Raw genomic sequence first — 25,180 nt, 5'->3', positions numbered from 1 at the left:
CTGTTTATAAATTGTGCTTCCTCATAATATGGATAGATTCCATTCATTTCTCAAAAATTACTCATTATATAAACTATCTTTATATTTATTCATATACAGTATTTTTTGTGGTTCTGATAACATATTTATTGCCATCCACACATTCTTTTTCATTTCTAATTTTTGCATTGGTATCTCTTTTAAAACAGGATTACTTATAATTGCTTCCATTTCTTCATCAATTCTTTGCATAAGATTTTCTTCCGGATTATTTTGCAAATAAGTATTTTTCAATCCCCATTTTGTCATTATAAATTCATTTGTTTTATTCATAGGATTCATAATAGTAGCTTTACTAGTTAATCGTTTTTTAATTTCATCATGATAGATTTTAATTCTATATCCTTCTTTTAGTGGAACTGTATCTTTTACAATCGTTACATTTGTTCCTTCCATTTCCTTCGTATAAATTTTTTCCCCCTTATTATTAAACACCTCTATTGATGCGTATTTTTCACCTGCATAATAGCTATGAGGCGTTTTAGTAGTAACCGTAAAAACAGCTTGATCTTGCTCTAAGTCTGTATTTAATTCGGCAAACTGGTCATCTCCTAATCCTAGGAATTGAATCGTTTCATTTACCAACTTACTCACTTTCATTTCGTTAATATCAATGGTTAGACTATTATCTTTTTCCTTTATATAGGTATAATACGAACTGAAATGGTACATACTATCCGTTTTTCCACCTGAAATCTCAACTGTATAAACTCCATTTGGTACGTCTTGTAAATTGATATCTGTTGTTTCAATTGTTTTCTCTTGAATAACTTTATTCCCTTCTTTTAATTTAATTTTTCCTCCTTTCAATGTATCTATTTCATTTGTATTTAAATGGATATGCAAATTCCCTTTTAGCCCAAGTGAAGCAATTTGCTGATTTGTAACTATTTCAAAGTTGGAGTTTATCGGAATCTCAGGATCAACTAGTGCTCTTGCTTTAACTAATTGTGATTCAGGCACTATATAAGCTAAAGAAGTAACAGCCGGATAACCTTTCGCCCTATTAATCTCTATTTGTTTATTATTAAGTTTAAAGCCCCATCTTTCAAAGACAGGTGTAAAATCAACTTGTCCATTCTCACTATAATACTGATTCATTAAATCTGGTAAAGAATGGTCACCTTTTTTGAAAGCTGTATTGCTAGCTAGTTTTCGATAACCTTGATACATTTTCGCAAAAGCTTCATCGCCAGCTTTTTGTTTCGCCATCGTTAAAAGAATAAGTTTTTGTCGTAAATCTAAGTCATCATAATTTTTATTTTCTTTCATTAAAGAATTGTATAAATTCCGTTCTACTTGTTCCTTCTTCCCAAAATTAAACAACCAACCAACTTGATCTGCTTTTTTGCTGTATTTACTATATTGATATTGAACACCAAATAGATTATTAGAAACTTCTCCTGTAAATATTCCTTGATTATCAAAACCAGCTTGGTATCCATGAGCGATTTCATGTAAAGTTCCCCAACTTAGTTTATCTAACCACATCTTTGTACTATCTGTACTATTGGCTGTCCAATTTGCGCCATAATAGGCACCGCCAGCACCGGATATATCTGCTTTTAAGAAATAACGATTTTGACTTTTTTTATTTTCAACCGTTGAGCCATCTAAACCAATAATTGAATCATACATCGCAAAAATATCCTCATAATATGCAATTAACTCATCCAACGATTGAAAATCTTTTAAAGATCTTACTAACTCTTTATCTTTTTTAGGTACAAATAATTGAAAACTCTCCCCTTGAATTAACGCATACTCCCCATCAAATTGATCCCATGTACTAAAAAATTGAGATACACTTCCTTGTTGTTTATAAATGGGAAGAGGCTTAGTAGAACTTTCATTTCCTATTTGGTACTCAAGTGTAGCGTGCTCTTCACCATACGGAGTATCTATGAAAGGAACTAAAGGCGTATCGCCTTGAATCGTAATCCATTCATTTCCTACTTGTATGGATTTTTCATTTTTTGAGTCATTAGACAATAAACGTACTGTTAATTTGTCTTTAAAATTAGGATTCGTTTGTCTTACCTTTAATGGTGTATTTCTCTGCAAAATAAATCCTAAATCATGTCGATCATGATATTTCCCCTTACTTATGCCCGCCTGAAATATCCAAGTAGGCTCTTCTAAACTAGTAATTTCTTTTACATTTGTTCGTTCATCAGCATGTAAGTGTATATTTCCTATGAGGAAAAACATTGTATACATTATGCCTATAACAAGTAATCTTTTCATTTGCATATCTCCTTTTCTATTTTTTATATACAAAATACAATAAAACAAATTCCTCCTTCGTTACTTAAAACTGTAGTCCATAAGTTATTTCCCAGTGTAATTATTATAGTTACATTAATTCATGATTATCAATCATTAGATATATGTAATTTTACATATACAAATTTTTAACATTTAATAATAAAATATCTTTGGCTATACTCCTTTATCACTTTCAAAAATTAATCAAAAAAACACGAAGACTTAAATGTCTTCGTGTTTTTTTTAATATATATCGTTACACTTGTGATTGAATTAATAACTAGAATCTTTTTACTCATTCCTTATGAATAATGTTTATTATTTATGAAATTTCACACGCTCTTCAAGCGGTTGGAATTCTTTTTCACCTGGTGCAGCTGTTGGATTACCAAATGGCATTTGTGCAATTAGTTTCCAATTAGCAGGAACATTCCATTCTTGTTTTACCTCATCATCAATTAATGGATTATAATGTTGCAAAGATGCCCCTAATCCCTCAGCTTCTAAACCTGTCCACACGACTAATTGGTGCATACCTGATGCTTGGTGTGACCAAATTGGGAAGTTTTCAGCATATGCAGCAAATTTTTCTTGAAGCGATTTAACGATAGCCTCATCTTCAAAGAATAATACTGTTCCATAACCAGCTTTAAAAGAATCCATTTTTTGTTGCGTTCCTGAAAAATCTCCATCTCCAACTACTTTTCTTAATGTTTCAGTTGTAATATCCCATAATTTATCATGAGCTTCACCAAATAATACAACTAATCGCGCAGTTTGAGAATTGAAAGCTGATGGAGTATGTTTCACAGTAAACTCCACGATTTCTTTAATTTTTTCATCTGATACTTGTACCTCTTTATTAATTCCATAGTAAGTACGTCTTTCTTTCAGTGCGGTATAGAAATCTTTTGTCATAATTCATTTCCTCCTAATTTTTAATATTCTTCAAAATGATATATTGCGAAGATAATATGGGTTAAAATGAGTTCATTTTTGAATCATTGAACTCCATAACACCAATTGCTAGTCATTCTGAATCTAACTAAACTGCTTCATTTAAACCACTTTAGTTTACTAAAAAAACATTTTATAACATCGTTGAGACAATCTAGTGATCATTCGGTACTATTTTACCCATTCTCTATTCATGTATCCTGCTTGTTTCATATTTACACAAATATGAAAATAACCTTAAATTGCTGGTCAAAAAAGCCAGGTAGCATGAATAACACATTACCTGGCTTTTTACAGTTTTAATTTAAATTCAGCTAAACATTACCAATGAATAGTATTAAAAACTATACCCGTCACTTATTTAATGATTAACATCTTATAAATTACATGTCAAACTTTAATACTGTTTTAACATCCATACTCTTACAGCAAACAAACAATAAAAAACACAAAAACGAACAGGAATGTGTTCGTTTTTGTCTCTATATTTAACAATTGAATTTACTTTTATTATTGATTCAAATGATGTTTAACTGCTCTTATTACCAATTCGTGATCTTCTTCTGGCGGCAATCCTGAAACTGTTATCATTCCAATAACTCCTACGTTTTTTACTCTGATAGGAAAGCACCCACCAAACGCAGCATATTCCGAAGTATCTAAAAGATATTTTTCATTATATGAGATTCCAGTTATTTCACTTTGTATCTGCATATAATAAGAGCTATGATCATGCAGGGAAACAACTCGTTTTTTACGCTCAATCCATTTCGTATTTTCCGCATTTGTCCCTGTCATCTTAAAATGAAATAATTGCACACCGTTTTTTGTTATATCAACAGCAATCAATTTCCCCTCTCGCTTTGCTGTTTCAACGATAAATAAACCTAGTTGCAAGGCATCTTCATTTGTAAAAGAGGAAAATTGAAGTGTTTCCTCCTCTTTTAAAATTTGTTTACTAATTTCATTCAAATTTGAAGTACTCATATCTTTAACCTCCATAATCGTTTTATGCCACTCTGGCATTTTTTCGAAATTATTAGGCCATATAGTACAACCTTTTAATCAATCTGATTCTAAATAAACTGCTGTAACATCGTTGGTAAATAGTAGTACCGTAAAGCTTGTTTTCTTCTTACTGGTGCTATTATGAATGATATTCAAAGTTATAAAAAGTACTATTCTACTTATCCCTATCTTACAGAGACTATTATGAAATATATTTAACATCTTAAAAATGTATGTACTAAAGAATAATATTTTTAATCACTAACTTTTTTGATCAATCGTTATAATCCAATGTCATCAAAATTTTTATCAATTATTACACTATCCAACAATAGGAGGAAACAAAGATGGATGAAAATGTATCCAAAAGTTGAAAAGCAGTTGAGTCCCTTGAGGGAATAGTTATAATTCACTACATATAGAAATAGACATACAAAAACGCCATCCTTTCCTATGATTCTACAGAAAGAATAGCGTATTTTTCAAAAATGAGTTCTTTTATTGAGAAACTTTGATTCTATATTATAGATAAAAGAGCAACTAGTGCTAAAACAGCTGGAAGTCCTTGTTTCACAATAATTGATTTATTAGATGTGAAACCTCCGAAAATAGCTGCTATCACCACACAAATCACGAAAAATAATTGGACCATATAACCAATTGGATTGAGCCCAAGTACAAGTCCCCAAATGAGACCAGCCGCTAAAAATCCATTATATAAGCCTTGGTTTGCAAACATAATGGCTACATTTCGATCTCCTTCTAAATGCTTCCGTAATTTGAAAGCACGTTTCGCTACTTTTGAATCAATAAAAAACATTTCAAGGATCATGATAAACAAATGTTCTAATGCTACGATCCCGACTAAAATAGCTACGATTATTTCCACACTATTCTGCCCCCTACACTCTCTATTCTTTAATATTCTCTACATTTTTTTGCATCTGTAATAGAACATGAATAAGTATTTTGCGTTCTTCTCCACTGATATTTACGAACATTTCCTTCATAAAATGTTCCTTTTCTTTCTTGTCAAAATATTAATTGATATATCAATTATTGATACATCAATTAATATACATCTCTCTTTTTATTTTTGCAAGTTCTTTTGTTCAATTGGTTTTATTTTGTTCCAGCAACTTTAAACCAATTCAAAACATCAGTTCGCATTTCTAGAAATCATAATTACTTTAAGTTCATTCTGACAATCATATTTAACTAAATATATAAAAGAATTGAGTTATATCTCCATCAATTTATAAAAATTAATTTTTTCTAAAAACAGATACTTTACGTTTTTTATAGTAATAAAAATCATTTTTTGTTTCAGAGGCAATCCATTTTGTTAGCTTGATGGGCATAGGATAGCACCATATGACGAACCAATTATCTTTCAAGAAGACGGCTAGAAATCTGGATTTGGTACAGGAGTTGCCTACTTCCCCGATCCAGATGGTACTAATTTAGAGCTAATTGCTCCAAAAGGGCCATTCAGACGTGAATAGTTAAAATAAATTAATACCGAAACAAGCCATCTTCTGCCTGGAAGATGGCTGTTTGTCGGCAAGTTGATGGAATGACTAAAAAAGGACAAACTCTCCAATGCGAGAAGTTTGTCCAAAAAGTTTTTCGTGTCCACTATTTTCACACTAAAATTAACAATCGTGAATTAGAATAATGACTTAATACTTGCTAAAACAGTAAGTACACCTACAATAATAACAAATACGTTACTCATTTTCCCTTTGTATTTAGCTAGTACTGGTACTTTATTGATTGCATACATCGGTAATAGACATAAGATAGCAGCAACTAATGGACCGCTTAGAGAATCAATAAGTCCAAGAATACTTGGATTTGTATAAGCAACAAACCAGCATGATAATACAACAAAAGTAAGGACGATTGTCTTAATTGTTTTTTCTTCTATATCTTTTCCACGTGATTTACCGAACTTAATAATCATGTCACGCATTACTTCAAATGCTCCGATATAATGGCCAAGGAAAGATTTTGTAATAGCCACAAAAGCAATGATTGGAGCTGCAATAGTGATTACAGGTGAATTAAGCTCATTAGCAAGATATGAAAGGATTGATAAGTTTTGCTCTTTTGCCATTTTTAAATCCTCTGGAGTCAAGCTTAATGTACTACTCCAAACGAAGAACATAACTACAGCGAATGTCATGATATAACAAACTTTTTGTATTTGCGCACATTTAGCATCAGTAGCTTCTATTCCATACGTAGCTCTCTGTTTCACAACAAATGATGAAATCATAGGTGAATGATTAAATGAGAATACGATGATTGGTAGAATCATTAATATCGTTCCAAAATAGCCTGTACCTGTTGAAGCAGTAGAAACAGCTGAAAAACTAAGCATTGACGTATTCCACTGTGGAATTAAAGATATTGCGATAAAAAGTAGAGAAGCTATGAAAGGATACACTAGCATACTCATTACCTTTACAGTAATATCTTGACCAAAATTCAGTATAGCGATAAGACCAAGAACTAATACAAGTGATAAAATAGCCCTTGGAGGTTCTGGCATGTGCAATTGATGCACGATAAAACTACTTGCAGTATTTGTAAGCGCAACCGAATACATTAGTACGATTGTATAAATTGAACCGAAATATACGATGTTAAAAATGATACTCGCTTTATTTCCGAAATACTCTCTAATTGTACCTGTGATCCCCTCATCAGCAGAATTAGAAGCGTATATCATTTTAGCAAGTGCCCTATGTGAGTAATACATAACTGGATATGCAAGCAATGTAATTAGTAGTAATGATAATAAACCACCTGAACCTGCATTAATCGGTAAAAAGAGCACCCCTGCTCCAATTGCAGTTCCAAATAGGCTCAATGCCCATGTAGTATCCTGCTTATGCCACTTTTTCGGATCTGCATATTGCTCATTTTTTAGTGCGGTATTTTCAGCTTGAACTTCTATTTTCTTTGCAGTATTCCCGTTCATATAATAACTCCCCCTTGTATCCTATTCTTACGTCTCTCTTTATAGCTAACGAATATCTTCCTTTTTTGGAAAATGAATTCCTTACAAGTTGCCCCACATTGCATGTCCTTCATCATAATGAATCCAAATTGAAACATTCGCTAGTTAGCGTCCTAATATAATTGTTAGCGTTAACAAAAAAGTTTACTCGTAGTATCCGCTCTTTATATAAAGAACCCTTAAGAGAACAATATAGAATAGACTTCATAAATACGTTGCAACATTTCTAATAACGGTGTATTACTTTAGTGGTTTCTCTTTTTTTACTTATAACAGTAATTTCAGCTAAACCGGCCTCTCTTCATTTATGAGGCATTTCTTTCTCAATTCTACACATCACTTTAATAACTTCGGCAGCATTTATGGTATTGATTACACAAGCCACTGAAGCACTTTACATACATTTCCGCCTCTAATCACACACCTTTCTTACTAGTAATCGCATTTTTTATATTTTCTCCAGAGATAATAAATTTTCTCTCGACGCCCTCATTATAACGTGTATATTTATAAAATTAATATTTTTATATTTTCAGATTTTTTTACCAGGAAAAATTTTCAATATATAATGAATTTCAGCCATAATGCAGTAATTTTTTCCATTATTTTAAGATATACCAGTTACTTAATGCATTCCACCTCATACACTAAAACTATTGTAATAAATAATTAATGAATATATTTCCAAAATAGAAAAATAAATTTTTGGGATATATATTATTAATACCGAATTTATATACATTTATTGGAAAGTGATATCTCTTTTCCACCAAAGTTTTCTATAAGAATTGAACTCATTTTTCGGACAATACGTTTTTTAACTTGATGACAATAAGGAAACCCACTAGCATTTTACAAAAACTACGCTAAGCCGAAAAATATAATAAGCCCCCCATATGGAAGGCTTATTTACAAAATAATCATTGTCTATTTTTATTGATTCTCTTCGTCTCTTTTATACTCCAAAATATCACCTGGTTGACAATTCAAAGTCTTACATATCGCTTCTAATGTTGAAAAACGAACCGCTTTTGCTTTCCCGTTTTTCAAAATAGAAAGATTTGCCATCGTAATCCCAACCCTCTCTGAAAGCTCCGTTACGCTCATTTTTCGTTTTGCTAACATCACATCAATATTAATAATGATTGCCATATCCTCCACCTCAGACCGTTAAATCATTTTCTGATTTTATATTAATAGCTTCTTGTAAAAGTCTTTGTAGAACAGCAGCAAAAACGGCAATTACCATAGAGGCGAAAATAATAACCAATCCAATTGGTATAAAACTTGGAGGGTCAACTCTTGCCGCCATAAGATAATAGAGTGGCATACCTAGCAAGTACAAGGTACTAATCGTGATGGCACTGTATTTAATATTCTTTAAAGCCTTTACCGATAATTCCGAGAACGCTTCGTTCTTATCAATATAGCTTAAAAGTTTAAATGCTTGATACAGAGCAAGGTAAAAAGGTATCGCTGCCGCGTACATATCGATTAAAACGAGAGATTTCATATAAGCAATATTCGGATACAATTCTCCAGCAAAATCCCCAATCTTAGGCACCAAAAATATGCACAATATAAGGACTAGGATTCCTATAAAAATAATAGCTAGCTTTAAAAAGAGTGTCGTAACTTGTTTCATAAAAGCACCTCGCTTATTTAATAACAAAATGATTTTATCACACCATTTATTGTTTAACAATAAATATTAGTTGTTTTTTATTATATTATTATTGTTAATATAATATCCTTTTCATTTCAACAAAAATAAAAAGCATTTCTCATTACAAAGAAATGCTTTTACTTTAAAATATTAATTTTATAAATCATGTTATTGAATTTCTCCTGAACTCCCTAATTTAATGGGTTTTTTTCACACAAAACAATTGATTTTATCACAACTAAAGATTCCAAAAAAAATTATATTTAATATAATTTTTAAACTCCCCCATTCACTAGCTCGTTTATCGAATTTAATTTTGAAGAAAGCTTGATAAACCATTCTTCATCCCCTGTTAATAATGCAAGATCTATAAGATAAAGGATTTGTTCCTTGTTTATTGCTTTTGATTCAGGGAGTTTTTTTACGTGTTTACTTAAAAAGGACATTGTTCTACTTATTGTATCTCTGTTGTCACATTTAACAACATTAACCTTAACTACTTCCCCTACATGATCAAATGATTCAATATAACCAAGTATTAATTCACCCTCTACTGATATTCCTCGAACCCAATCTCCTACTTTTAAAACAGGATTATTTGACATCATACTTTTTCACCTTCCTACAAATGATTTTAGAATTAATTTATTAGGATTCGTTCCTCGTTTTTTAGAGACGACAAACAAGATAGACAAAACAACTCGAACTGTAATATTTTCCATTACATTTAGATATTAAGAACTCCACGGCCATATAGAAATTAAGCCGTTTATCGTTCTTGATTGATTAGATCGACTACTTCTTTCATCGTATAGTTCTTTAAATATTCACCTAGATGTTCTTCAGCACCTAAGAAAATAGTGAAAAGAACTTTTCGCATATTCGAACCTACAATACACTGGTCATTCGATTCTGGACATTTAGGTTGCAAAGCACCTTCTGAGGTTATTTGATAAATATGCCAGAGATTAACTTCACTTAAATCTCGAGCGAAAATAAAACCTCCACCAATTCCCTCTTTTGATTGTATAAACTTATGTTTTTTTAACAAACTTAGCACTTTGCGAATGCGTACTGGATGAACACCTGCACTTTCTGAAATAGCATTGCTTGTTGACATCCGGTCTGGCTGTAGTGCTAAATAAGTTAAACTGTGAATGGCCAAGGTAAAGTCACTGTTCATGGTCTTCCTCCTACGATATAAATTGCTAATCACTTTCCAACTTACTGTAACTATAAATATTACAGATAGGTTTGTCAAACGTTAAGATTTATAAATAATTTTTACTATGAAGAAATACATTCATTTATATTCTATACGAGCTCACCGATGTCTATTAGTTACATTTATCTTTTTGAACTACCTATTATCATTTATGTTTTTTAAGTCTAAAAATAATTTTAAAAATCCCACTGTTTCTTGACTTGTTCTTCTGCCAACTGTTTAATTTTTGTCCAGATTGTATCTTTGCTCACAATAACATTTGTTTGATAATTTCTATTTTTATAATTCACTGTAACGCATACTTCAATCATCTCTTGCTTCCTCCTTTCAAAAAAATTTCACTTATTTATATTTAATCCCTGAAAAGTTTTGGATTTAGCTAGAATCTCTAACCTATAACTTCATTTTTTAAATAATCAAACTTAAAAACCCCACTGTTTCTTAACTTGATCTTCTGCCAATTGTTTAATTTTTGTCCAGATCGTATCTTTGCTCACAATAACATTTGTTTGATAGTTTCTATTTTTATAATTCACTGTAACGCATACTTCAATCATCTCTTGCTTCCTCCTTCCAAAAATTCCCTTTAAGAAATATTACTTATTAATTAGCCAACTTTTGCAATTCTATGTTCAGAACTGTTCGAACGCTACGTGGTAAAAATTTACGAATTTCTTCCTCGTTAAAACCAATCTGCAATCTTTTTTCATCCAACATTATTGGGCGGCGCAACATTTGAGGATACTCAATTATTAATTTATAAAATTCATTAAGCGATAGCGCCTCGATATTTATATTTAATTCCTGAAAAATTTTGGATCTAGTTGAAATAATTTCAGTAGCCCCTTCTTCAGTTAAACGAAGAATTGATTTAAGTTCATCGACTGTAAGAGAGTTTGATACGATATTTTTTTCGGTATAATCAATTTGATTCTCTTCAAGCCATGCTTTTGCTTTTCGGCATGAACCACAGCTTGCTGTCGTATATAAAATCACCATATTTTATTCACTCCTTTAATGTTCTTTATCAAACGTACAATTATTTTAAATATGGATTATTGAAATGTATTAAAAAAAATTACAGTTTAGAATCAAATTCACGTAATGTTATTTATTCGACAATGTTTAATTTATCTCAACTATCCGTTTCCTTTTAAAATGATGCTTTCATACAATTACTGTATCTACATTTTACAGACGATGACAACTTACTTCTTAAAACTATACTGTAATTTTAAACTTTACAGTTAGATTAATCAACTGTTAAGTCTTGGATTAAATCTATCAACGTAACAAATCGTTTTCTTTTGTGTGAATGTCCCCATAGTTATTATTCTCACCAATTTCAAATGCACTTCAAAGTATATTATACTCATTTCTTGCTTACATGTGCTATTATGGAATATATTTAGCACAATAAATAGTACGCACTTTAAAGTGTTATAGGCACTAAAAAGAAATAATTTTAGTATTCAAACGTATGTAGGCCCAAAACTGTCATCTAAATTCATCAAAGGAGTTTTTTTATGAAAACATATAATATTCCTGTAGAAGCGACTTTAGAAGTTATTGGTGGAAAGTGGAAAGTTGTTATCCTTTGTCATTTAAAAAAAGGAACAAAAAGAACGAGTGAATTAAAACGTTTAATGCCTGGTATTACACAAAAAATGTTAACACAGCAATTACGTGAACTGGAAGAAGACGATGTAATCCAAAGAAAAGTATATGATCAAGTACCACCGAAAGTAGAGTATTCTTTAACAGATTACGGTTCATCTTTAGGAGCCATACTCGATTCCCTCTGCGCTTGGGGAGAAGGTCATCTTGAAAAAAACGGGAACACATCCATGCTTATTACAGCTGATGAATAATAAAGTGAAACTTTAATCAGTGGGGGGTGTTCACCCCCCACTGATTATTAGCCTTCACCAATCGGGCTTTTATGGGCAGTGAGACTCCCACCTAACCTCTTTGCTTTCGCTGAATTTTGAGGTGGGAGTCTCACTGCCCTCAAATAGCGGGATACCTATTCCTCTATTTGTGTAAATTCTACCGAAGACATAAAAAAAGGTTGAGACACTACTTGCCTCAACCTTTTTTATGTCTCTTTATAACTTTTTGCGGTAATAACTGTTTCAAATTCAAAGGTTTCTGGTAGATGATCGGCATAAGAGTACTCGAATGTGCGTCCATCCGTTAAGTAGGCCACTTGTTCAACTCTCATTAGAAAATCTTGATTTGTTAAGTTCATAAACTGCTTTTCTCGATCATCTGGTCGAACTCCTTTAACCCTGACAACGGATGTCCCTACTTCAAAACCAAGTTTATTTTGAATGTGTGAGTATATCGATTCCTCTAAAACGGAAGCTTCAACACCTGGGATGACCGAAATCGGCATCCACGTATGCTCCATAATCGTCGGAATGCCGTGGATGATTCGAAGGCGGATGATTTTATAGACGAAATCACCGATTAAAACTCCCAATTTTTCAGCAACAATTTCATCGGCACCGACAATCGTAAACTCGATAATTTTACTTTCTACCTCACTGCCGTAAACAGCTTTCGTACCTGTTAAAGTTTGAATCATTCGTGCCTTTTCCTGTTGACGCCAATCTTGAACCACGGTTCCACTTCCACGCCTGCGGATGATGTAGCCATCTCTGACTAACAAATCCAGCGCTTTTTTAATAGTAAGTGCTGAAACGCTAAATTCTTCAGCAAGGACGGGGCTACTCGGGATTTTTTCGTTAATTTTATATTCGCTGTCTAAAATTTGCTGTTTAATTTTTTGGTAAATGCCGAGGTATTTTACTTGTGTTGATCCACTTGCCATTTCCATACCTCCTTTATACTGTATTCCCTCTTCTATTCATTCAAATGTAAAGCCTCAAGTTTGTAAACAGAAGGTGATGGAGCAGCAAATCCGTTTTCCAAGATTTCAATATTCGTTACTGCTTCTTCGTCTTTCACAAGTTTTGGTGCACCATTTACGATTGTTTCATACGCTGCATCATAGAAACGACCGTAATCACCAAGCGGCGTTTTAATTTGTTTTTCAATCCAATCACCGTTTGCGTTACGATATTTAGCAATTCCATAGTACATCGGCGAATCTTCACCAAATCCTGCACTCTCAGGCATAATACCCGCTTTCAGATCATTTTCCTGCTGATCTTCACCGTATTTAATAAATGAACCATTTGTTCCATGAACGATAAAGCGTGGATAATCTTTCGCTACGACATGGTTCGTTTTCAGCTTAATCTTCAACTGATTTCCGTAATGTAGACCAACATCGAAATAGTTATCAACCGCACCTTCCACTTCATTATTACGAATATCGTATGTCACCGTATTTGGACGGCCGAATAGTGAAATCATGCGGTCCATCGTATGAATACCTAAACTGTAAAATGAACCTTCTTCTTGTGGAGCTTCATGAGTGATTGAACCAGGACGGAAATAATCAATATGTGATTCAATCTCAATAATATCACCAAGGAATCCTTGTTCAACTACTTGCTTCACAGCTAAAAAATCACCATCAAAACGGCGGTTTTGATAAGGCATAACGACTACGCCTTTCTCTCGTCCTAATGCTAATAATTCTTTGGCGTGTTCTACTGTATCGCAAAATGGTTTTTCAACGATAACTGATTTTCCAGCTAATATAACTTTTTTTGCTAATTCATAATGCGTATGTGCTGGCGTACAAATTGTCACAACTTGAATTTCTTTGTCATTCAACAATTCGTCTAAATCAGTAGTGAAGTAAACACCTTTTTCCTCATATGGAGCCGCTAATTTTTCATTTATTTGACGTACAAAAATTGTTTTTACTTTTATATTATTACGTGTCTTTAGATAAGGTAGGTGATAACGGTTAGCTGATTTTCCAAATCCAATAAAGCCCATTGTTAATGTCATGTTCTTCAACTTCCTTGCTCATAAATTTTCGTTTCTATATTTATTATATATTTTTATGATAAAAAGTATATAGTTTTATTTTTGAAATTATATATTAAATAAAAAGTCAGGATAAAAATCATTTCGATTTTCATCCTGACTTTTTACTATTTTTGTGTAATACCAAACATTAATTTTTTTAATTCGCACGTTCTCTATTTGTCTTTCTTTAAATGACAAAGAATAACTACTTTCCACGAATAATTTCTAAAGTTTCCTCCACAGGAATAGTGTGTGTCTTCATGTAAAAACCCCTTTAATAATTTTATAAAACAAATAAGCTAAAATATTTTAATATTACTTTTAAGTATCTATAGCACTTTAAAGTACGTACTTTTCATTATGTAAAATACATTTCATAATAGCATTTGTAAGAGTTGCATAAGTAATTCAGTAGTAAATATTACCTATGTTATCTTTTAGGTATCCATCGTACTTTAAAGTACTTACTTTTTTAACTGTTTCAATACTTTTATCATGCATTTTGCCGGACGATGAAATGGCATGTTTTAATTTTCACATCCATTCACAATGATTAATTAATTTTTAAATACATTTTAGGAGGATATCTATAATGAGTAAATTACTAAAAGAAAAAATCGGTTTTGGTACAGCTCCACTAGGGAATATGTACCGTAATATCCCAGAAGAAGAAGCAATCGCTACAGTGGATGCTGCTTGGGAGAATGGCGTTCGTTACTTTGATACAGCTCCACTTTATGGATCTGGATTAGCGGAAATCCGTCTTGGTGAAGCACTATCAAAAAGAAATCGTGATGATTACTTTTTAAGCACGAAAGTGGGTCGAACTATTTCGGATGAGCTAGAAGATCCATCTGCACGTGATTTAGGTGAAAAAGGCGGACTTTTCGAATTTGGTCGTAAAAATAAAATGATCAATGATTATAGCGCAGATGCAACACTTCGTTCTATCGAGCAAAGTTTGAAACGTTTAAAAACAGATCGTCTAGACTTTGTTTTCATTCATGATTTAGCACAAGACTTTTATGGCGACGAGTGGATTTCACAATTTGAAACGGCTCGAACAGGGGCATTCCGTGCGCTAACACGTTTACGTGAAGAAGGAGTCATTAAAGGTTGGGGACTTGGAGTAAACAAAGTAGAATCAATTGAACTTATGCTTGATTTGGAAGAAGCGAAGCCAAATATCTCCTTGTTAGCTGGTCGTTATTCACTATTAGACCACGGGCGTGCCTTGCAACGAGTAATGCCTGCAGCTGTTAAGCATAATATGGATATTGTTGTTGGTGGCCCATACAGCTCAGGTATTCTTGCTGGAGGTGCTCACTTCGAATATCAAAAAGCATCACCAGAAATTATTGCAAAAGTTGAGAAAATCAAAGCTCTTGCAAATCGTCATGAAATCAGCATTAAAGCTGCTGCTTTACAGTTTTCATTGGCTAACCCAGCGGTTGCTGCCGTTGTTCCTGGTGCAAGTAAACCGGAACGAATTGTAGAAGACCAAAATGCATTAAACACAGTAATTCCCGCAGCATTCTGGGAAGAAATGCGCGAACAAAAACTAGTAGCACCTAATGCACCACTACCAATCAACGTAAAATAAAGTGAAACTTTAATCAGTGGGAGCATCCCCCACTGATTATTTCCCCGCAAATAGCGAGTTAAAAAGGAGCATAATAAATATGGCACATACTACTACATCTATGACAATTTTCGGTTCCCTTGAACAAGTATGGCAATTAATCGGAGGTTTCAACTCCCTTCCAGACTGGTTACCTTATATACCTAGCAGTAAATTAACTGAAGGCGGTCGTGTACGTCACCTAGCTAATCCAGATGGTGATACGATTATAGAACGCTTAGAAGTATTCAATGAGAAAGAACGCTACTACACGTATTCAATCATGAATGCACCATTCCCAGTCACTAATTATCTATCTACAATCCAGGTGAAAGAAGGTACTGAAAGTAACACATCGTTAGTAGAGTGGTCTGGCACTTTCACCCCTGTAGAGGTTAGTGATGAAGAGGCAATAAATCTGTTTCATAGCATCTACAGCGATGGACTGAAAGCATTGCAGCAAGCATTTCTAGATTGAGCTACTAAAAACAATGAAAAGCAAAGCGATATCGCTTTGCTTTTTTATAAAATCCCTTTTAACTTTTCACCAATCAACTTCGCTACATACTCATACCCTTCTGGTCCAAAGTGTAGCCCATCTCTTTCATCATTTTCTACAAATGTTTTATAATTCCGTTCTTGAATCATTTCAGCATACAAATTTAGAAAATAGCTTCCTGTTTCTTTCGCCACTTCCTCTACCACGTCTGCATACTGACCGAGCACTTTATTTGTTCTATTATGCTGTCTTTCTTCATCAACTGGTGCAGGACTAATAAGCAGTACTTTACCTGACGAAATATGGTTCACAATCTTCTCTAAATTTTCTTTGTATGTTTGTAATGACCCTTGTGAAAAAGAAACTGCATCATTCGTGCCAAGAAAAACTGTTACGAAATCTGGTTTATGTGATAATACATCTTCTTCAATCCTATTTAACGCATCGAATGTATTATCACCTGGAACACCTGCATTCACCACTTCCCAATTTGAGAATATCCTTTGTAACCTTGGTGTTAATCTAGGTGTACCATCAAAAAATACATCATCAGCTGTAATACTATCACCGAAGCATACTAACGTTTTCATTAAACTTGCTCTCCTTTTACGTATGAAATAACTTTCCTTCTACCGCCCTAATATATCTTTCAGCAGAACGTTCCACTGCCTCATTTGCATTCTCTTTTACTACGCGATGAAAAGCGTTGTATAAACGATTAAACTGTAACGGCTTCACTCGATTCACCATTTCTTCCACTTTTCTCGCTGGTAATGGAATTAAGTTTGGATAGCTGTACATAAAACTTACCCATCGCTCATCCGCTACAACTTGAATAATATCACCTGTTAACAAAATTCCTTTTCCATCATTACCTTCTTCCCAATGTAAGACAGATCCACCTTTAAAATGACCTCCTAGACGATGAATGACCAATCCATCAGCTAATTGTAAAGACTCACCAGACCAATAAATAATACGACTACTCGGGCGCATCACCCACTCTTTATCATCTTCGTGTATATAAATTGGTACATCAAATGTCTCTGCCCATTCTACTTGCGTTGAATAATAATGAGGATGAGACAATGCAATTGCATCTAATCCGCCAAGCTCTTTTATTTTCGCAATTGTCATTTCATCTAAATAAGTAATGCAGTCCCATAGTAATCGATATGATTCTATTTTCACTACAAATGCTGTTTGACCGATCGCAAACCCTGGTTTGGTCGTAATACTATAAAGCCCGTTTTCTTCTTCGATTATTTCATTTTTATATGTATCACTTATTTGCAAGTTTTCTAAAGTCGTCCAAGACTGCCCTTTCGGATTCACATATTGCCTTTCTTCATCACAAATATGACAACTCACCGGTTCCTCTACACTCGCTGCATACTGCACACCACACGTTGTACAAACGAAATTTTTCATCATAATTCCCCCTATCCCTATATTTTTATTAAGCTGATTTTTGTTGATACTGATCTGCTTTTTTATTTTCAATTAATAAACTTATATAAGTAAGTAAATAAACAGCTGTAACCGACAATGGAATCACCGTAAATCCTTTTTCTGCAAACAGAATCCCGCAAACTGACGTCACGAATACAGTCCCTACTGACAATAGACCATAACTTTTGCTTTCATAAATCCATACGTACGGGATAAAATGAACACCTATTAACATTGCTACTACAAAAGGTAACCATTCTGGAAATTGAAAATAGGCAAGTAATACAAGCGGAATATTCAATACATTTATCCCACCAATTAATCCTGCCAAAATCCCTAACGGATTTCCTTTCGCAAACATATCAATTTTCAATATAGCAGCTATCATTAAGCCGAAAGGAAACACACATCCCATACCGATTAAATATACCCACACCACTTGTTTTTCAGAAAGAACAAAGCCCGTTATACTCATAACCATCCAAAATAAAACACCAGCTAATATAATCGGTAATCCTCTCTTCGTTTTGATTGCTAAATCCTTTTTCGCTTCTGCAATATTCATCTCACCATCTCCCCAAAAATATTTGTGCTATAAAGTAGTCTCAACCTCGCCCATCCAATAACGCCAAGCTGCTAAATAATCTTCTAAATCTTTCGGGTGGTGTCTTAAACACGTATCTATCCGCAAATATAAACCTATGACCATTTCTTCATATAAATTACGGTCTTCTCTATGAAATACACTTTGTTTCATCACATAATCAATTGCTTCTTTCGTTAAATCTTCCGGAGTTGAACAAAACGCGTAAATTAAATCGTATATAGGATCTCCTAATACTGGTAAAGGATCAATTACTCCATGTAACCTATTCTCTTGAACTATAAAATTATGGAATCTGAAATCGCCATGTAATAAAAATGGCTCATCTATTCCAGCCCCTCTATTCGGACTATTTGCTAACTTAAAAACAAGTCTACATTCTTCATCACTTATGTACGACTTTACATTTTCGTGAGCTTCCATCACAGTTACTGTTAAAAATTCATTCCAAGATTGAACCGTACTGTCCTTCCATCCCCAGCCACTCACCTTTGGAACTTTTTCATACTTATTGATAACGTCCTTTACAAGTTTGCACAGTATACTTCGTTTATGGCCAGATTTGCACGAAGTAGTCCCCTCAAGAAATGAATAAACAATATATCGACTTAACGGATCCTTATATAAAAGCTTTGGAAACGCATCATTCTTTTTATAAAACTGAAGAAAATAAGCTTCTTCACGTATTACATCCGATTCATTCAGTTTTACAACGTATTGTTCATCCAACAAATATATTGTACTTGTCGTTCCCCCGTTCAAACCTTTCATGTTTTTTGGATAATGTAAAATAACCTTCTCTTTAACTAGTTGTGCAGCGATTATTGAAATGTCCATTCCCTCACCCTTACACTCTGAATATTCCCTTAATTCAAAAGGAAACTTTACTATTATTTGACAGACATAAGGGGATTCCTCCCACCCATCTTAATATAACAAATTACACTTTCATTACTTCATCATATAATTCATTCCATTTATGATATTGCGATGCGATTTCTTTATTCCAAATGATCTTCATTTAATCTAGTAATTTCTATTGCACGATCTCTCTCTTGTAATTTACGAGCCAAACTTTCTACACCAAACACTTCTGTAAATGTGTGGCTACCTACTATTAAGTTGATACCTTTAAATTTTGCATGTTGCACTGTATATAATGTTTTTTCTCCTGTTATATACGTATCACAACCTTTTTCTAATGCTCGCTCAATCAAATTTGTATTGTTACCTGCACCAGTTAAAATCGCAATCCGTTTTATTGGTTTATCGTGATTCCTCCAGCTCTTCACTTTCTCTTCCATTCTTTCTTCAAGTTTTTCAACCAAGTTTGAAAATGCAATCGCTTCTTCAAATTCTCCTATTCCAGGTAATTCCTCTTCCTCATACGTAGAGTATTCTAGAATTGTATCTATCCCCATTTCATTAAATAATGACGTACACGTACCAAATTCAATAAAATCTAACGGCAAATGAATCCAAAAATGATTCATTTCATATTGTTTTAATTTCTCAATACAAGCCTCTTCCATGCCAAACAAAAAATTCCAAGGAGCATGATGTGTAACTATCATATCGACTCCATTTTTATACGCTTCCTCAATCGTCTCTAGTGTCAAATTTGTTGTGTAACCGATTTTGTGAAACTCCTCTTTACTTATATGAGTATAACCATATTCATCATCGCCGTATTTATGAAGATGCTCTCCAAATAGCGATTTTATATGTTCGTTAAACTGCGTTATATTCATTTTCATTTCTCCTTTCATTTACTTTTATATTTCATAAATAAGGAAATACTAAATAACAACGTTACATACATATAGGAGGACAATATGAAACCTGAATTTTTAAAAGCTGTACATGATGCGATTGGAAATGTCGAACACATTCATATAGAAGAAAGCGGCGCAGACAGTTTACTTATTCACCACGATGATGCGCAGCAATTAAAACAAGTTGCTGAGACTTTAGAAAATAATAATTTTCGCTCCGCTTTAAGAACAACGGGAAATGCTTCATATATTGAAGTGTTGAATAGATAAGGAGAAGTCCCGGTTATATGCCGGGCTTTTTCTAACCCTCATTAAAAATTTTATAATAAAGCTCTATCTCCGTTTTAAACAAACAATTATTTCTCCAAAATATCCTCTGCATCTTTTCATTCGACGTATGTGTGCTCCCAATATAATAGGTAGCACCCATTTCCTTTAACATATGTAGAGATTGAAGATGCAGTTGGGAAGCAATTCCTTTCCCGCGACAATAAGGCATTACCCCAAAATAAAATAATCGTCCTTCACTTTCTGTTCCAGATTCTATATGCGGTATGGACATACCAATTGACTCATTTTTATCATAAAAAACAATACATGACTTTTCCCTGCCCTTACCTAACTCTGTTTGCACTGAATAAAAATGCTCATCGATAGTTAAAATTGAAGTTTGATTTCCTGAATTCAACATACATTGCTTCCAAATGTATTTAAATTCTTTTTCTGATAAGGTTTCTTCTATTGAACAATATGTATATTGTTTTTCAAGCGCCTCTACATTGTTTAACCCTCTACACACTTCTATTTTTGCTGCGTGCAAAGAAAAACCTGCATCAAGTAACACTCTCGTACTTGAGTTATAACCATTAAACCTTTTGTTTAATACAATACTCGCTCTTTTTAACTCCCAGTTAAAACAAACCTCTTCAAATCTACATATCTTCTCTGTATAAGTTTGTACATCATAAAATACATCCTCTTCTATTTCTTCAATTGTGACTGCATTTGGTAAGCCATTTAATATTTTTTTAGAAGAGCCAAATAAATTTTTGATAACTGTAAGATCGTTCTTCACCACTTCGTTTCCCCTACCCCTGGTTCAATACATTCACCTGAAGTTTCATTTATATCTCACTCTCGGTTATTGATTGAATATTCTTTATTATCTTACGCAAAATACAAAATTTAGTAAATTATTATGTTTTTTATAAACAAAAATCCAGTTATACATACTGCATAACTGGATTTCTCATTATTTAATACCCTTTTTATTTTGCAAAAAAAGCATCCCTTAATTCCCTCTTCAACACTTTCCCTAAAGCATTTTTCGGTAAGTCTTCCATAAATACAACTTCTGGTATTTTATAGCTTGCCAATTTTTCTTTACAATGCTGCATAATCTCTTCTTCTGTTAAAGATGTTTGAATGTCTTTTACAATATACGCTGTTGGAACCTCTCCCCAAAAATCATTGGGAACTCCAACTACTGCAACTTCTAAAACACCATTGATTTCATGAATAACATCTTCTACTTGATCTGGATATACGTTGTCACCACCGCGTACGATAACATCTTTATATCTTCCCATAATATGTAGGAATCCATCATCATCTATCATGCCAGCATCACCCATGTTAAACCAATTATCTTTTACTACCTTTTTCGTCGCCATTTCATTATTCCAATATCCTTTAAACATGTACGGGCTTCTTACGTGAATCTCTCCAACTTCATTTGTTGTTAGTTCATGTCCTGTTTCTGGGTGAACAATTTTTAACTCTACATGTTTTAGTGTTTTCCCTACAGAAGACATCTTTTCATTTCCCATCATTGGATGCCATGAAGTTACAACCCAACCTTCTGTACTACCATAGCCTTGCACCATATAGATTCCTATTTCCAAATATTTTTGAATGAGCGTTTCTGGCACTTTTGTTCCACCGCTTTGTGCTACTTTAAAGGTTGAAATATTACGTTCTTTTTTATTTAGTTCATCAAGCATGTAGCTATAAACAGCCGGGAATGCAAGCATCGTAGTAATTTTCTCTTCTTCAATCTTATCCCAAATAAGAGTAGGATTCGAATCAGCTAAGAAAATCATCGTAACACCATGATAAATGCAATTTAAAATAGAAAGCACGCCACTCATATGAAACAATGGATGCACGGATAAAAAGCGTTCACCTGCTGGAATTTCTCTTTGCCCCGCAATCTCAGTAAAATAGTGATGTAAGTTTTTATGACCAATTACACATGCTTTTGCCTGTCCAGTCGTTCCTGAAGTAAATAAGTAAATTGCATCATCATCTTCATGAACGTCTACGGTCGGCTCTGTAATTGGCTGTTCTTGTAATTTTAATTCAAATGAACCAAAGCCTTCTTTTGTCGTTTCAATTACATAAGGAATTTCTTTAACAGCATCAACCTTTAATAAAACTTCACTAAACTCTTCATCAATAACTAGCACTTTTAATTTCGCTTCTTTTACAATCATTTCCAATTCATAAACAGTAAGCTGATGATTTAGCGGGATAAATATCGCTCCAATTTTTAAGCTTGCCATCATAACGCTTGGAAACGGGTGATTATTTTTGCATAAGATTCCTATACGATCCCCTCTTTGCACACCGTTATGTAACAAATAATGCGCAAACTGATTTACTCGTTCATTATACTGCTGAAATGAATATCTTTTTTCTCCGCCTACAAGCGCTTCCAAATTTGGTGATTGCATTGCTCTCTTTTGTAATAATTGTCGCATCGTTCTCAAATAAAACTCCCCTTTATATATGTTAGGGTTTTTATTTTACCAGATTAACTATTAATTTACTAAAGATTACACTTAGTGAATTTAAAACGAATAAAGTGAAACTTTAATCAGCCCTCACCAATCGGGCTTTTACAGGCAGCCCAAATCTCACCTAACTCCCTCGTATTCGCTGATTTTTGAGGTAGGAGTCCTGCTGTCCACAAATAGCGGGATTTAAAAATAGCCATCTACTTATCAAGTAAATGGCTATTTCTCCTTATATATTAGAATACTTCTTATTCATCACATATTGCACATACTCAGGCGCACTATTATTAATCTCTTCATCACTTAGCTTATATTCTGCACCATATAAATAAAACGAAGGTATAAACTCCATTCCCGTGTATAAGCTTGTAGCGTGAAATGGTTTCGTCAACTCAGCCATTGTGATCCCGCTATTTTCATAGTCTATTTCTAATCCACCTATAGAAATAGCTACACCAAACTCTTTTCCCTTCACTTTATCCCCTTTAGATCCGTAAGCAAATCCATATGTTAATACATCATCGAACCATTTTTTTAATAATGGTGGTGAGCTATACCAGTAAAGTGGAAATTGGAATATATATCGGTCGTGCTCTACTAACAGCTTTTGTTCTTCTTCAATATTAAACTCCCAATTTGGTGCCACTTTATATAATTCATGCACCGTAATTTCATCCGAATATTTCTCAAGTTCTTCTACCCATCTTTTATTAATTCGAGACTTTTCAATATCAGGATGTGCTACAATTACAAGTGTTTTCATATATTTTCTTCCCCCTTATAAATAATTCAAACGCTTTAGTATTAGTATGAATGAGTCACATATAATTGAAAAGTACGTACTTTCAGGTACTATAGGAACCTTGAGGTACCTTTGGAGGTGTTATATGAATCAAAATGATGACTGCCCAATTGCAACGACACTCGATGTAATTGGCGGAAAGTGGAAAGTTTATATTTTATGTGTTTTGATGGATGGAAAAATGCGAACAAATGAAATTAAACGAGAAATTCCAAACCTTACACAAAAAGTTCTTACACAGCAACTTCGGCAACTTGAAGCTGATGGGATTATCCATCGTACCGTATATCAAGAAGTACCACCAAAGGTTGAGTACACGATAAGTGAACACGGAAAATCTTTAATGCATATTATGAATGAACTATTTGAATGGGGAAAAGATCATCAGATGAAAAGATTAAATGACTAAAAGAACACTATCAATTTTGTTCAATCTTCTATGTCAAGAATTTTTCTAAAATTTCATAATAGGGTACCGTAACATGTGATTAACCTAAGGTTGAAAATTCCCCCAAAAATGGTAATTTTGTATTTTTATCGTTTTTTTGGGATAACTTGTTTTCTTAAGTTAATGGACATGGGACGTACCCACCATCTATCAATCCAAGAAGATTTAATTAGGAAAATGAAATTTTATAAAGTTTCGTATATACTTACTACATTTCCCTTATTAAACGCTCGCTCTATTTTTTCTAATCTCAATTGTACGTAAGCTATAAAGGAGCACCCCTAAACCAAGAATTTTTTCATTATTAGACGCATTAGAACCTAATGTAATAGTAGGTACATTTAAACCCATAAACCTTTCACTCCATTCTATAGGCATATATCCTTGTTTACCGATTGCTAATGTACGTCCTTCTATTGTACGGAGAGTGCTTTGAATAAAATCAAACTCAACTTCTACATCTGACAATTTTGTAGCTTTATCAGTCATCAAAGTACCACGTATCATAGTAAATCCTTGTATCATTTTTTCTTTAAACATACCAATCTGGTTATAATTCGAATCATAAGTTACCCAATCATATCCGTCCACTTCAGTATGAAAATATGCTATAATTTCCCCGCTACTTGTTTCTAATCCATAAACATCTTTATTATGTAAAAAAGGTATCACTGAAAAAAGAATATTAGATGAAACTATCTTTGTTCCTGCAATATATCCACCATCAGGATGATATAAACCAAATTGCTTGTTTCGTTTAGGTAATTCTAATACGACAAAAGTATCAACATCCCAAAATGTTGCATTACTTTTTATAGTATTTTTTTGTATCAGCTTCCCTTTTCTTAACTGCCAAAATCCAATTCCAAAAAAGATAGAAGAAGCGATAACAAAAAAGATAATCTGCCCCCAATTAACATGTCCCCAATCGTCATATACAGCGCATAACGCAAGAATAAAAATACCCGTTCCAATTAACAGTTTAAACTTCCCTTTTCTCTTATAGTAATCAAATAATTCCATTTCTATATTTCCACCC

28 protein-coding genes and 1 pseudogene are annotated in these 25,180 nt (G+C 33.3%); 6 read left to right on the top strand and 23 right to left on the bottom strand.

Annotated elements, in window-relative coordinates:
* Positions 1 to 57: 57 nt before the first annotated feature.
* The 4 genes from A6J74_RS28125 to A6J74_RS28110 form a co-directional block, all read right to left on the bottom strand.
* Positions 58 to 2,286 (bottom strand): putative mucin/carbohydrate-binding domain-containing protein, encoded by a 2,229-nt coding sequence (locus A6J74_RS28125; protein WP_000826218.1) that lies wholly within the window; start codon positions 2,284 to 2,286, stop codon positions 58 to 60.
* 339 nt (positions 2,287 to 2,625) lie between these two features.
* Entirely contained in the window at positions 2,626 to 3,225 is a 600-nt protein-coding gene (locus A6J74_RS28120) for a nitroreductase family protein (protein ID WP_000158953.1), read from the bottom strand.
* Between the two features lie 549 nt (positions 3,226 to 3,774).
* Positions 3,775 to 4,290: a heme-degrading domain-containing protein gene (locus A6J74_RS28115; RefSeq protein WP_002039094.1), complete on the bottom strand. Its 516-nt coding sequence runs from the start codon at positions 4,288 to 4,290 to the stop codon at positions 3,775 to 3,777.
* A gap of 499 nt (positions 4,291 to 4,789) precedes the next feature.
* Positions 4,790 to 5,161, bottom strand: coding sequence for a DUF1304 domain-containing protein (locus A6J74_RS28110; RefSeq protein WP_000402901.1), 372 nt, complete (start codon positions 5,159 to 5,161; stop codon positions 4,790 to 4,792).
* 487 nt (positions 5,162 to 5,648) lie between these two features.
* On the opposite strand from A6J74_RS28110, the pseudogene A6J74_RS28100 reads away from it, so the two are divergent.
* Positions 5,649 to 5,777 (top strand): annotated as a pseudogene (locus tag A6J74_RS28100) (VOC family protein); the annotation flags it as partial.
* 164 nt (positions 5,778 to 5,941) lie between these two features.
* Here A6J74_RS28100 and A6J74_RS28095 read toward each other — a convergent pair.
* The 8 genes from A6J74_RS28095 to spxA all read right to left on the bottom strand — a co-directional run bounded on the left by A6J74_RS28095 (position 5,942) and on the right by spxA (position 11,190).
* Positions 5,942 to 7,261 carry an aromatic amino acid transport family protein gene (locus A6J74_RS28095; RefSeq protein WP_001014167.1) on the bottom strand — a complete coding sequence of 440 codons (1,320 nt, stop codon included), beginning with the start codon at positions 7,259 to 7,261 and terminating at the stop codon, positions 5,942 to 5,944.
* Positions 7,262 to 8,233: 972 nt separating this feature from the next.
* Entirely contained in the window at positions 8,234 to 8,452 is a 219-nt protein-coding gene (locus A6J74_RS28090; RefSeq protein ID WP_000974630.1) for a helix-turn-helix domain-containing protein, read from the bottom strand.
* Positions 8,453 to 8,462: 10 nt separating this feature from the next.
* Positions 8,463 to 8,945 (bottom strand): DUF2975 domain-containing protein, encoded by a 483-nt coding sequence (locus tag A6J74_RS28085; RefSeq protein ID WP_000815888.1) that lies wholly within the window; start codon positions 8,943 to 8,945, stop codon positions 8,463 to 8,465.
* 296 nt (positions 8,946 to 9,241) lie between these two features.
* Complete coding sequence (locus tag A6J74_RS28080; protein ID WP_000987479.1) at positions 9,242 to 9,574, bottom strand: IDEAL domain-containing protein; 333 nt, start codon at positions 9,572 to 9,574, stop codon at positions 9,242 to 9,244.
* A 161-nt stretch (positions 9,575 to 9,735) separates the two neighbouring features.
* Complete coding sequence (gene saiR, locus A6J74_RS28075) at positions 9,736 to 10,149, bottom strand: Rrf2-family transcriptional regulator SaiR (protein ID WP_001083461.1); 414 nt, start codon at positions 10,147 to 10,149, stop codon at positions 9,736 to 9,738.
* A gap of 218 nt (positions 10,150 to 10,367) precedes the next feature.
* Positions 10,368 to 10,502 carry a BA3454 family stress response protein gene (locus tag A6J74_RS28070; RefSeq protein ID WP_000573526.1) on the bottom strand — a complete coding sequence of 45 codons (135 nt, stop codon included), beginning with the start codon at positions 10,500 to 10,502 and terminating at the stop codon, positions 10,368 to 10,370.
* Between the two features lie 111 nt (positions 10,503 to 10,613).
* Positions 10,614 to 10,748 (bottom strand): BA3454 family stress response protein, encoded by a 135-nt coding sequence (locus A6J74_RS28065; protein WP_000573525.1) that lies wholly within the window; start codon positions 10,746 to 10,748, stop codon positions 10,614 to 10,616.
* A gap of 46 nt (positions 10,749 to 10,794) precedes the next feature.
* Positions 10,795 to 11,190: a transcriptional regulator SpxA gene (spxA, locus tag A6J74_RS28060; protein WP_000236192.1), complete on the bottom strand. Its 396-nt coding sequence runs from the start codon at positions 11,188 to 11,190 to the stop codon at positions 10,795 to 10,797.
* Positions 11,191 to 11,717: 527 nt separating this feature from the next.
* Between spxA and A6J74_RS28050 the strand changes: the two genes are divergently transcribed.
* Positions 11,718 to 12,062, top strand: coding sequence for a winged helix-turn-helix transcriptional regulator (locus A6J74_RS28050; RefSeq protein ID WP_000860824.1), 345 nt, complete (start codon positions 11,718 to 11,720; stop codon positions 12,060 to 12,062).
* Positions 12,063 to 12,289: 227 nt separating this feature from the next.
* On the opposite strand, the gene A6J74_RS28045 is transcribed toward A6J74_RS28050, so the two are convergent.
* Positions 12,290 to 13,027 (bottom strand): GntR family transcriptional regulator, encoded by a 738-nt coding sequence (locus A6J74_RS28045; protein ID WP_000146293.1) that lies wholly within the window; start codon positions 13,025 to 13,027, stop codon positions 12,290 to 12,292.
* Between the two features lie 32 nt (positions 13,028 to 13,059).
* Positions 13,060 to 14,121 (bottom strand): oxidoreductase, encoded by a 1,062-nt coding sequence (locus tag A6J74_RS28040; protein ID WP_000176604.1) that lies wholly within the window; start codon positions 14,119 to 14,121, stop codon positions 13,060 to 13,062.
* Positions 14,122 to 14,734: 613 nt separating this feature from the next.
* Here A6J74_RS28040 and A6J74_RS28035 point away from each other — a divergent pair.
* Positions 14,735 to 15,745: an aldo/keto reductase gene (locus A6J74_RS28035; RefSeq protein ID WP_000040531.1), complete on the top strand. Its 1,011-nt coding sequence runs from the start codon at positions 14,735 to 14,737 to the stop codon at positions 15,743 to 15,745.
* A 79-nt stretch (positions 15,746 to 15,824) separates the two neighbouring features.
* Entirely contained in the window at positions 15,825 to 16,241 is a 417-nt protein-coding gene (locus tag A6J74_RS28030; RefSeq protein ID WP_000951541.1) for an SRPBCC family protein, read from the top strand.
* Positions 16,242 to 16,285: 44 nt separating this feature from the next.
* On the opposite strand, the gene A6J74_RS28025 is transcribed toward A6J74_RS28030, so the two are convergent.
* The 5 genes from A6J74_RS28025 to A6J74_RS28005 all read right to left on the bottom strand — a co-directional run bounded on the left by A6J74_RS28025 (position 16,286) and on the right by A6J74_RS28005 (position 20,069).
* The gene (locus A6J74_RS28025) at positions 16,286 to 16,852 is read right to left on the bottom strand and encodes an SGNH/GDSL hydrolase family protein (RefSeq protein ID WP_000855189.1); all 567 of its coding nucleotides are present in this window, start codon (positions 16,850 to 16,852) and stop codon (positions 16,286 to 16,288) included.
* Between the two features lie 16 nt (positions 16,853 to 16,868).
* Positions 16,869 to 17,696 carry an MBL fold metallo-hydrolase gene (locus A6J74_RS28020; protein WP_002048673.1) on the bottom strand — a complete coding sequence of 276 codons (828 nt, stop codon included), beginning with the start codon at positions 17,694 to 17,696 and terminating at the stop codon, positions 16,869 to 16,871.
* Between the two features lie 25 nt (positions 17,697 to 17,721).
* Entirely contained in the window at positions 17,722 to 18,279 is a 558-nt protein-coding gene (locus tag A6J74_RS28015) for a DUF7010 family protein (RefSeq protein WP_001017279.1), read from the bottom strand.
* Between the two features lie 27 nt (positions 18,280 to 18,306).
* On the bottom strand, positions 18,307 to 19,155 hold the full coding sequence (locus A6J74_RS28010) for a phosphotransferase (RefSeq protein ID WP_000355232.1): 849 nt from the start codon (positions 19,153 to 19,155) through the stop codon (positions 18,307 to 18,309).
* A 164-nt stretch (positions 19,156 to 19,319) separates the two neighbouring features.
* On the bottom strand, positions 19,320 to 20,069 hold the full coding sequence (locus A6J74_RS28005; protein WP_001027988.1) for a Nif3-like dinuclear metal center hexameric protein: 750 nt from the start codon (positions 20,067 to 20,069) through the stop codon (positions 19,320 to 19,322).
* An 84-nt stretch (positions 20,070 to 20,153) separates the two neighbouring features.
* On the opposite strand from A6J74_RS28005, the gene A6J74_RS28000 reads away from it, so the two are divergent.
* Positions 20,154 to 20,363 (top strand): hypothetical protein, encoded by a 210-nt coding sequence (locus A6J74_RS28000; protein WP_000801649.1) that lies wholly within the window; start codon positions 20,154 to 20,156, stop codon positions 20,361 to 20,363.
* A gap of 31 nt (positions 20,364 to 20,394) precedes the next feature.
* Here the strand turns inward: A6J74_RS28000 and A6J74_RS27995 are convergent, their stop codons facing one another.
* The 3 genes from A6J74_RS27995 to A6J74_RS27985 all read right to left on the bottom strand — a co-directional run bounded on the left by A6J74_RS27995 (position 20,395) and on the right by A6J74_RS27985 (position 23,654).
* On the bottom strand, positions 20,395 to 21,171 hold the full coding sequence (locus A6J74_RS27995; protein ID WP_000240318.1) for a GNAT family N-acetyltransferase: 777 nt from the start codon (positions 21,169 to 21,171) through the stop codon (positions 20,395 to 20,397).
* A gap of 190 nt (positions 21,172 to 21,361) precedes the next feature.
* The gene (locus A6J74_RS27990; protein ID WP_001259977.1) at positions 21,362 to 22,864 is read right to left on the bottom strand and encodes a class I adenylate-forming enzyme family protein; all 1,503 of its coding nucleotides are present in this window, start codon (positions 22,862 to 22,864) and stop codon (positions 21,362 to 21,364) included.
* Positions 22,865 to 23,120: 256 nt separating this feature from the next.
* Positions 23,121 to 23,654, bottom strand: a complete 534-nt coding sequence (locus tag A6J74_RS27985) for an NAD(P)H-dependent oxidoreductase (protein WP_000855237.1) — start codon at positions 23,652 to 23,654, stop codon at positions 23,121 to 23,123.
* Between the two features lie 124 nt (positions 23,655 to 23,778).
* Between A6J74_RS27985 and A6J74_RS27980 the strand changes: the two genes are divergently transcribed.
* On the top strand, positions 23,779 to 24,102 hold the full coding sequence (locus A6J74_RS27980) for a winged helix-turn-helix transcriptional regulator (RefSeq protein ID WP_001072967.1): 324 nt from the start codon (positions 23,779 to 23,781) through the stop codon (positions 24,100 to 24,102).
* 261 nt (positions 24,103 to 24,363) lie between these two features.
* On the opposite strand, the gene A6J74_RS27975 is transcribed toward A6J74_RS27980, so the two are convergent.
* On the bottom strand, positions 24,364 to 25,164 hold the full coding sequence (locus A6J74_RS27975; RefSeq protein WP_000418467.1) for a hypothetical protein: 801 nt from the start codon (positions 25,162 to 25,164) through the stop codon (positions 24,364 to 24,366).
* Positions 25,165 to 25,180 lie beyond the last annotated feature (16 nt).

The organism is Bacillus sp. FDAARGOS_235, from assembly GCF_002073415.2.
GTDB classification, from domain to species: Bacteria; Bacillota; Bacilli; order Bacillales; family Bacillaceae_G; genus Bacillus_A; species Bacillus_A toyonensis.
This window is presented reverse-complemented; position numbering and strand designations above follow the sequence as displayed.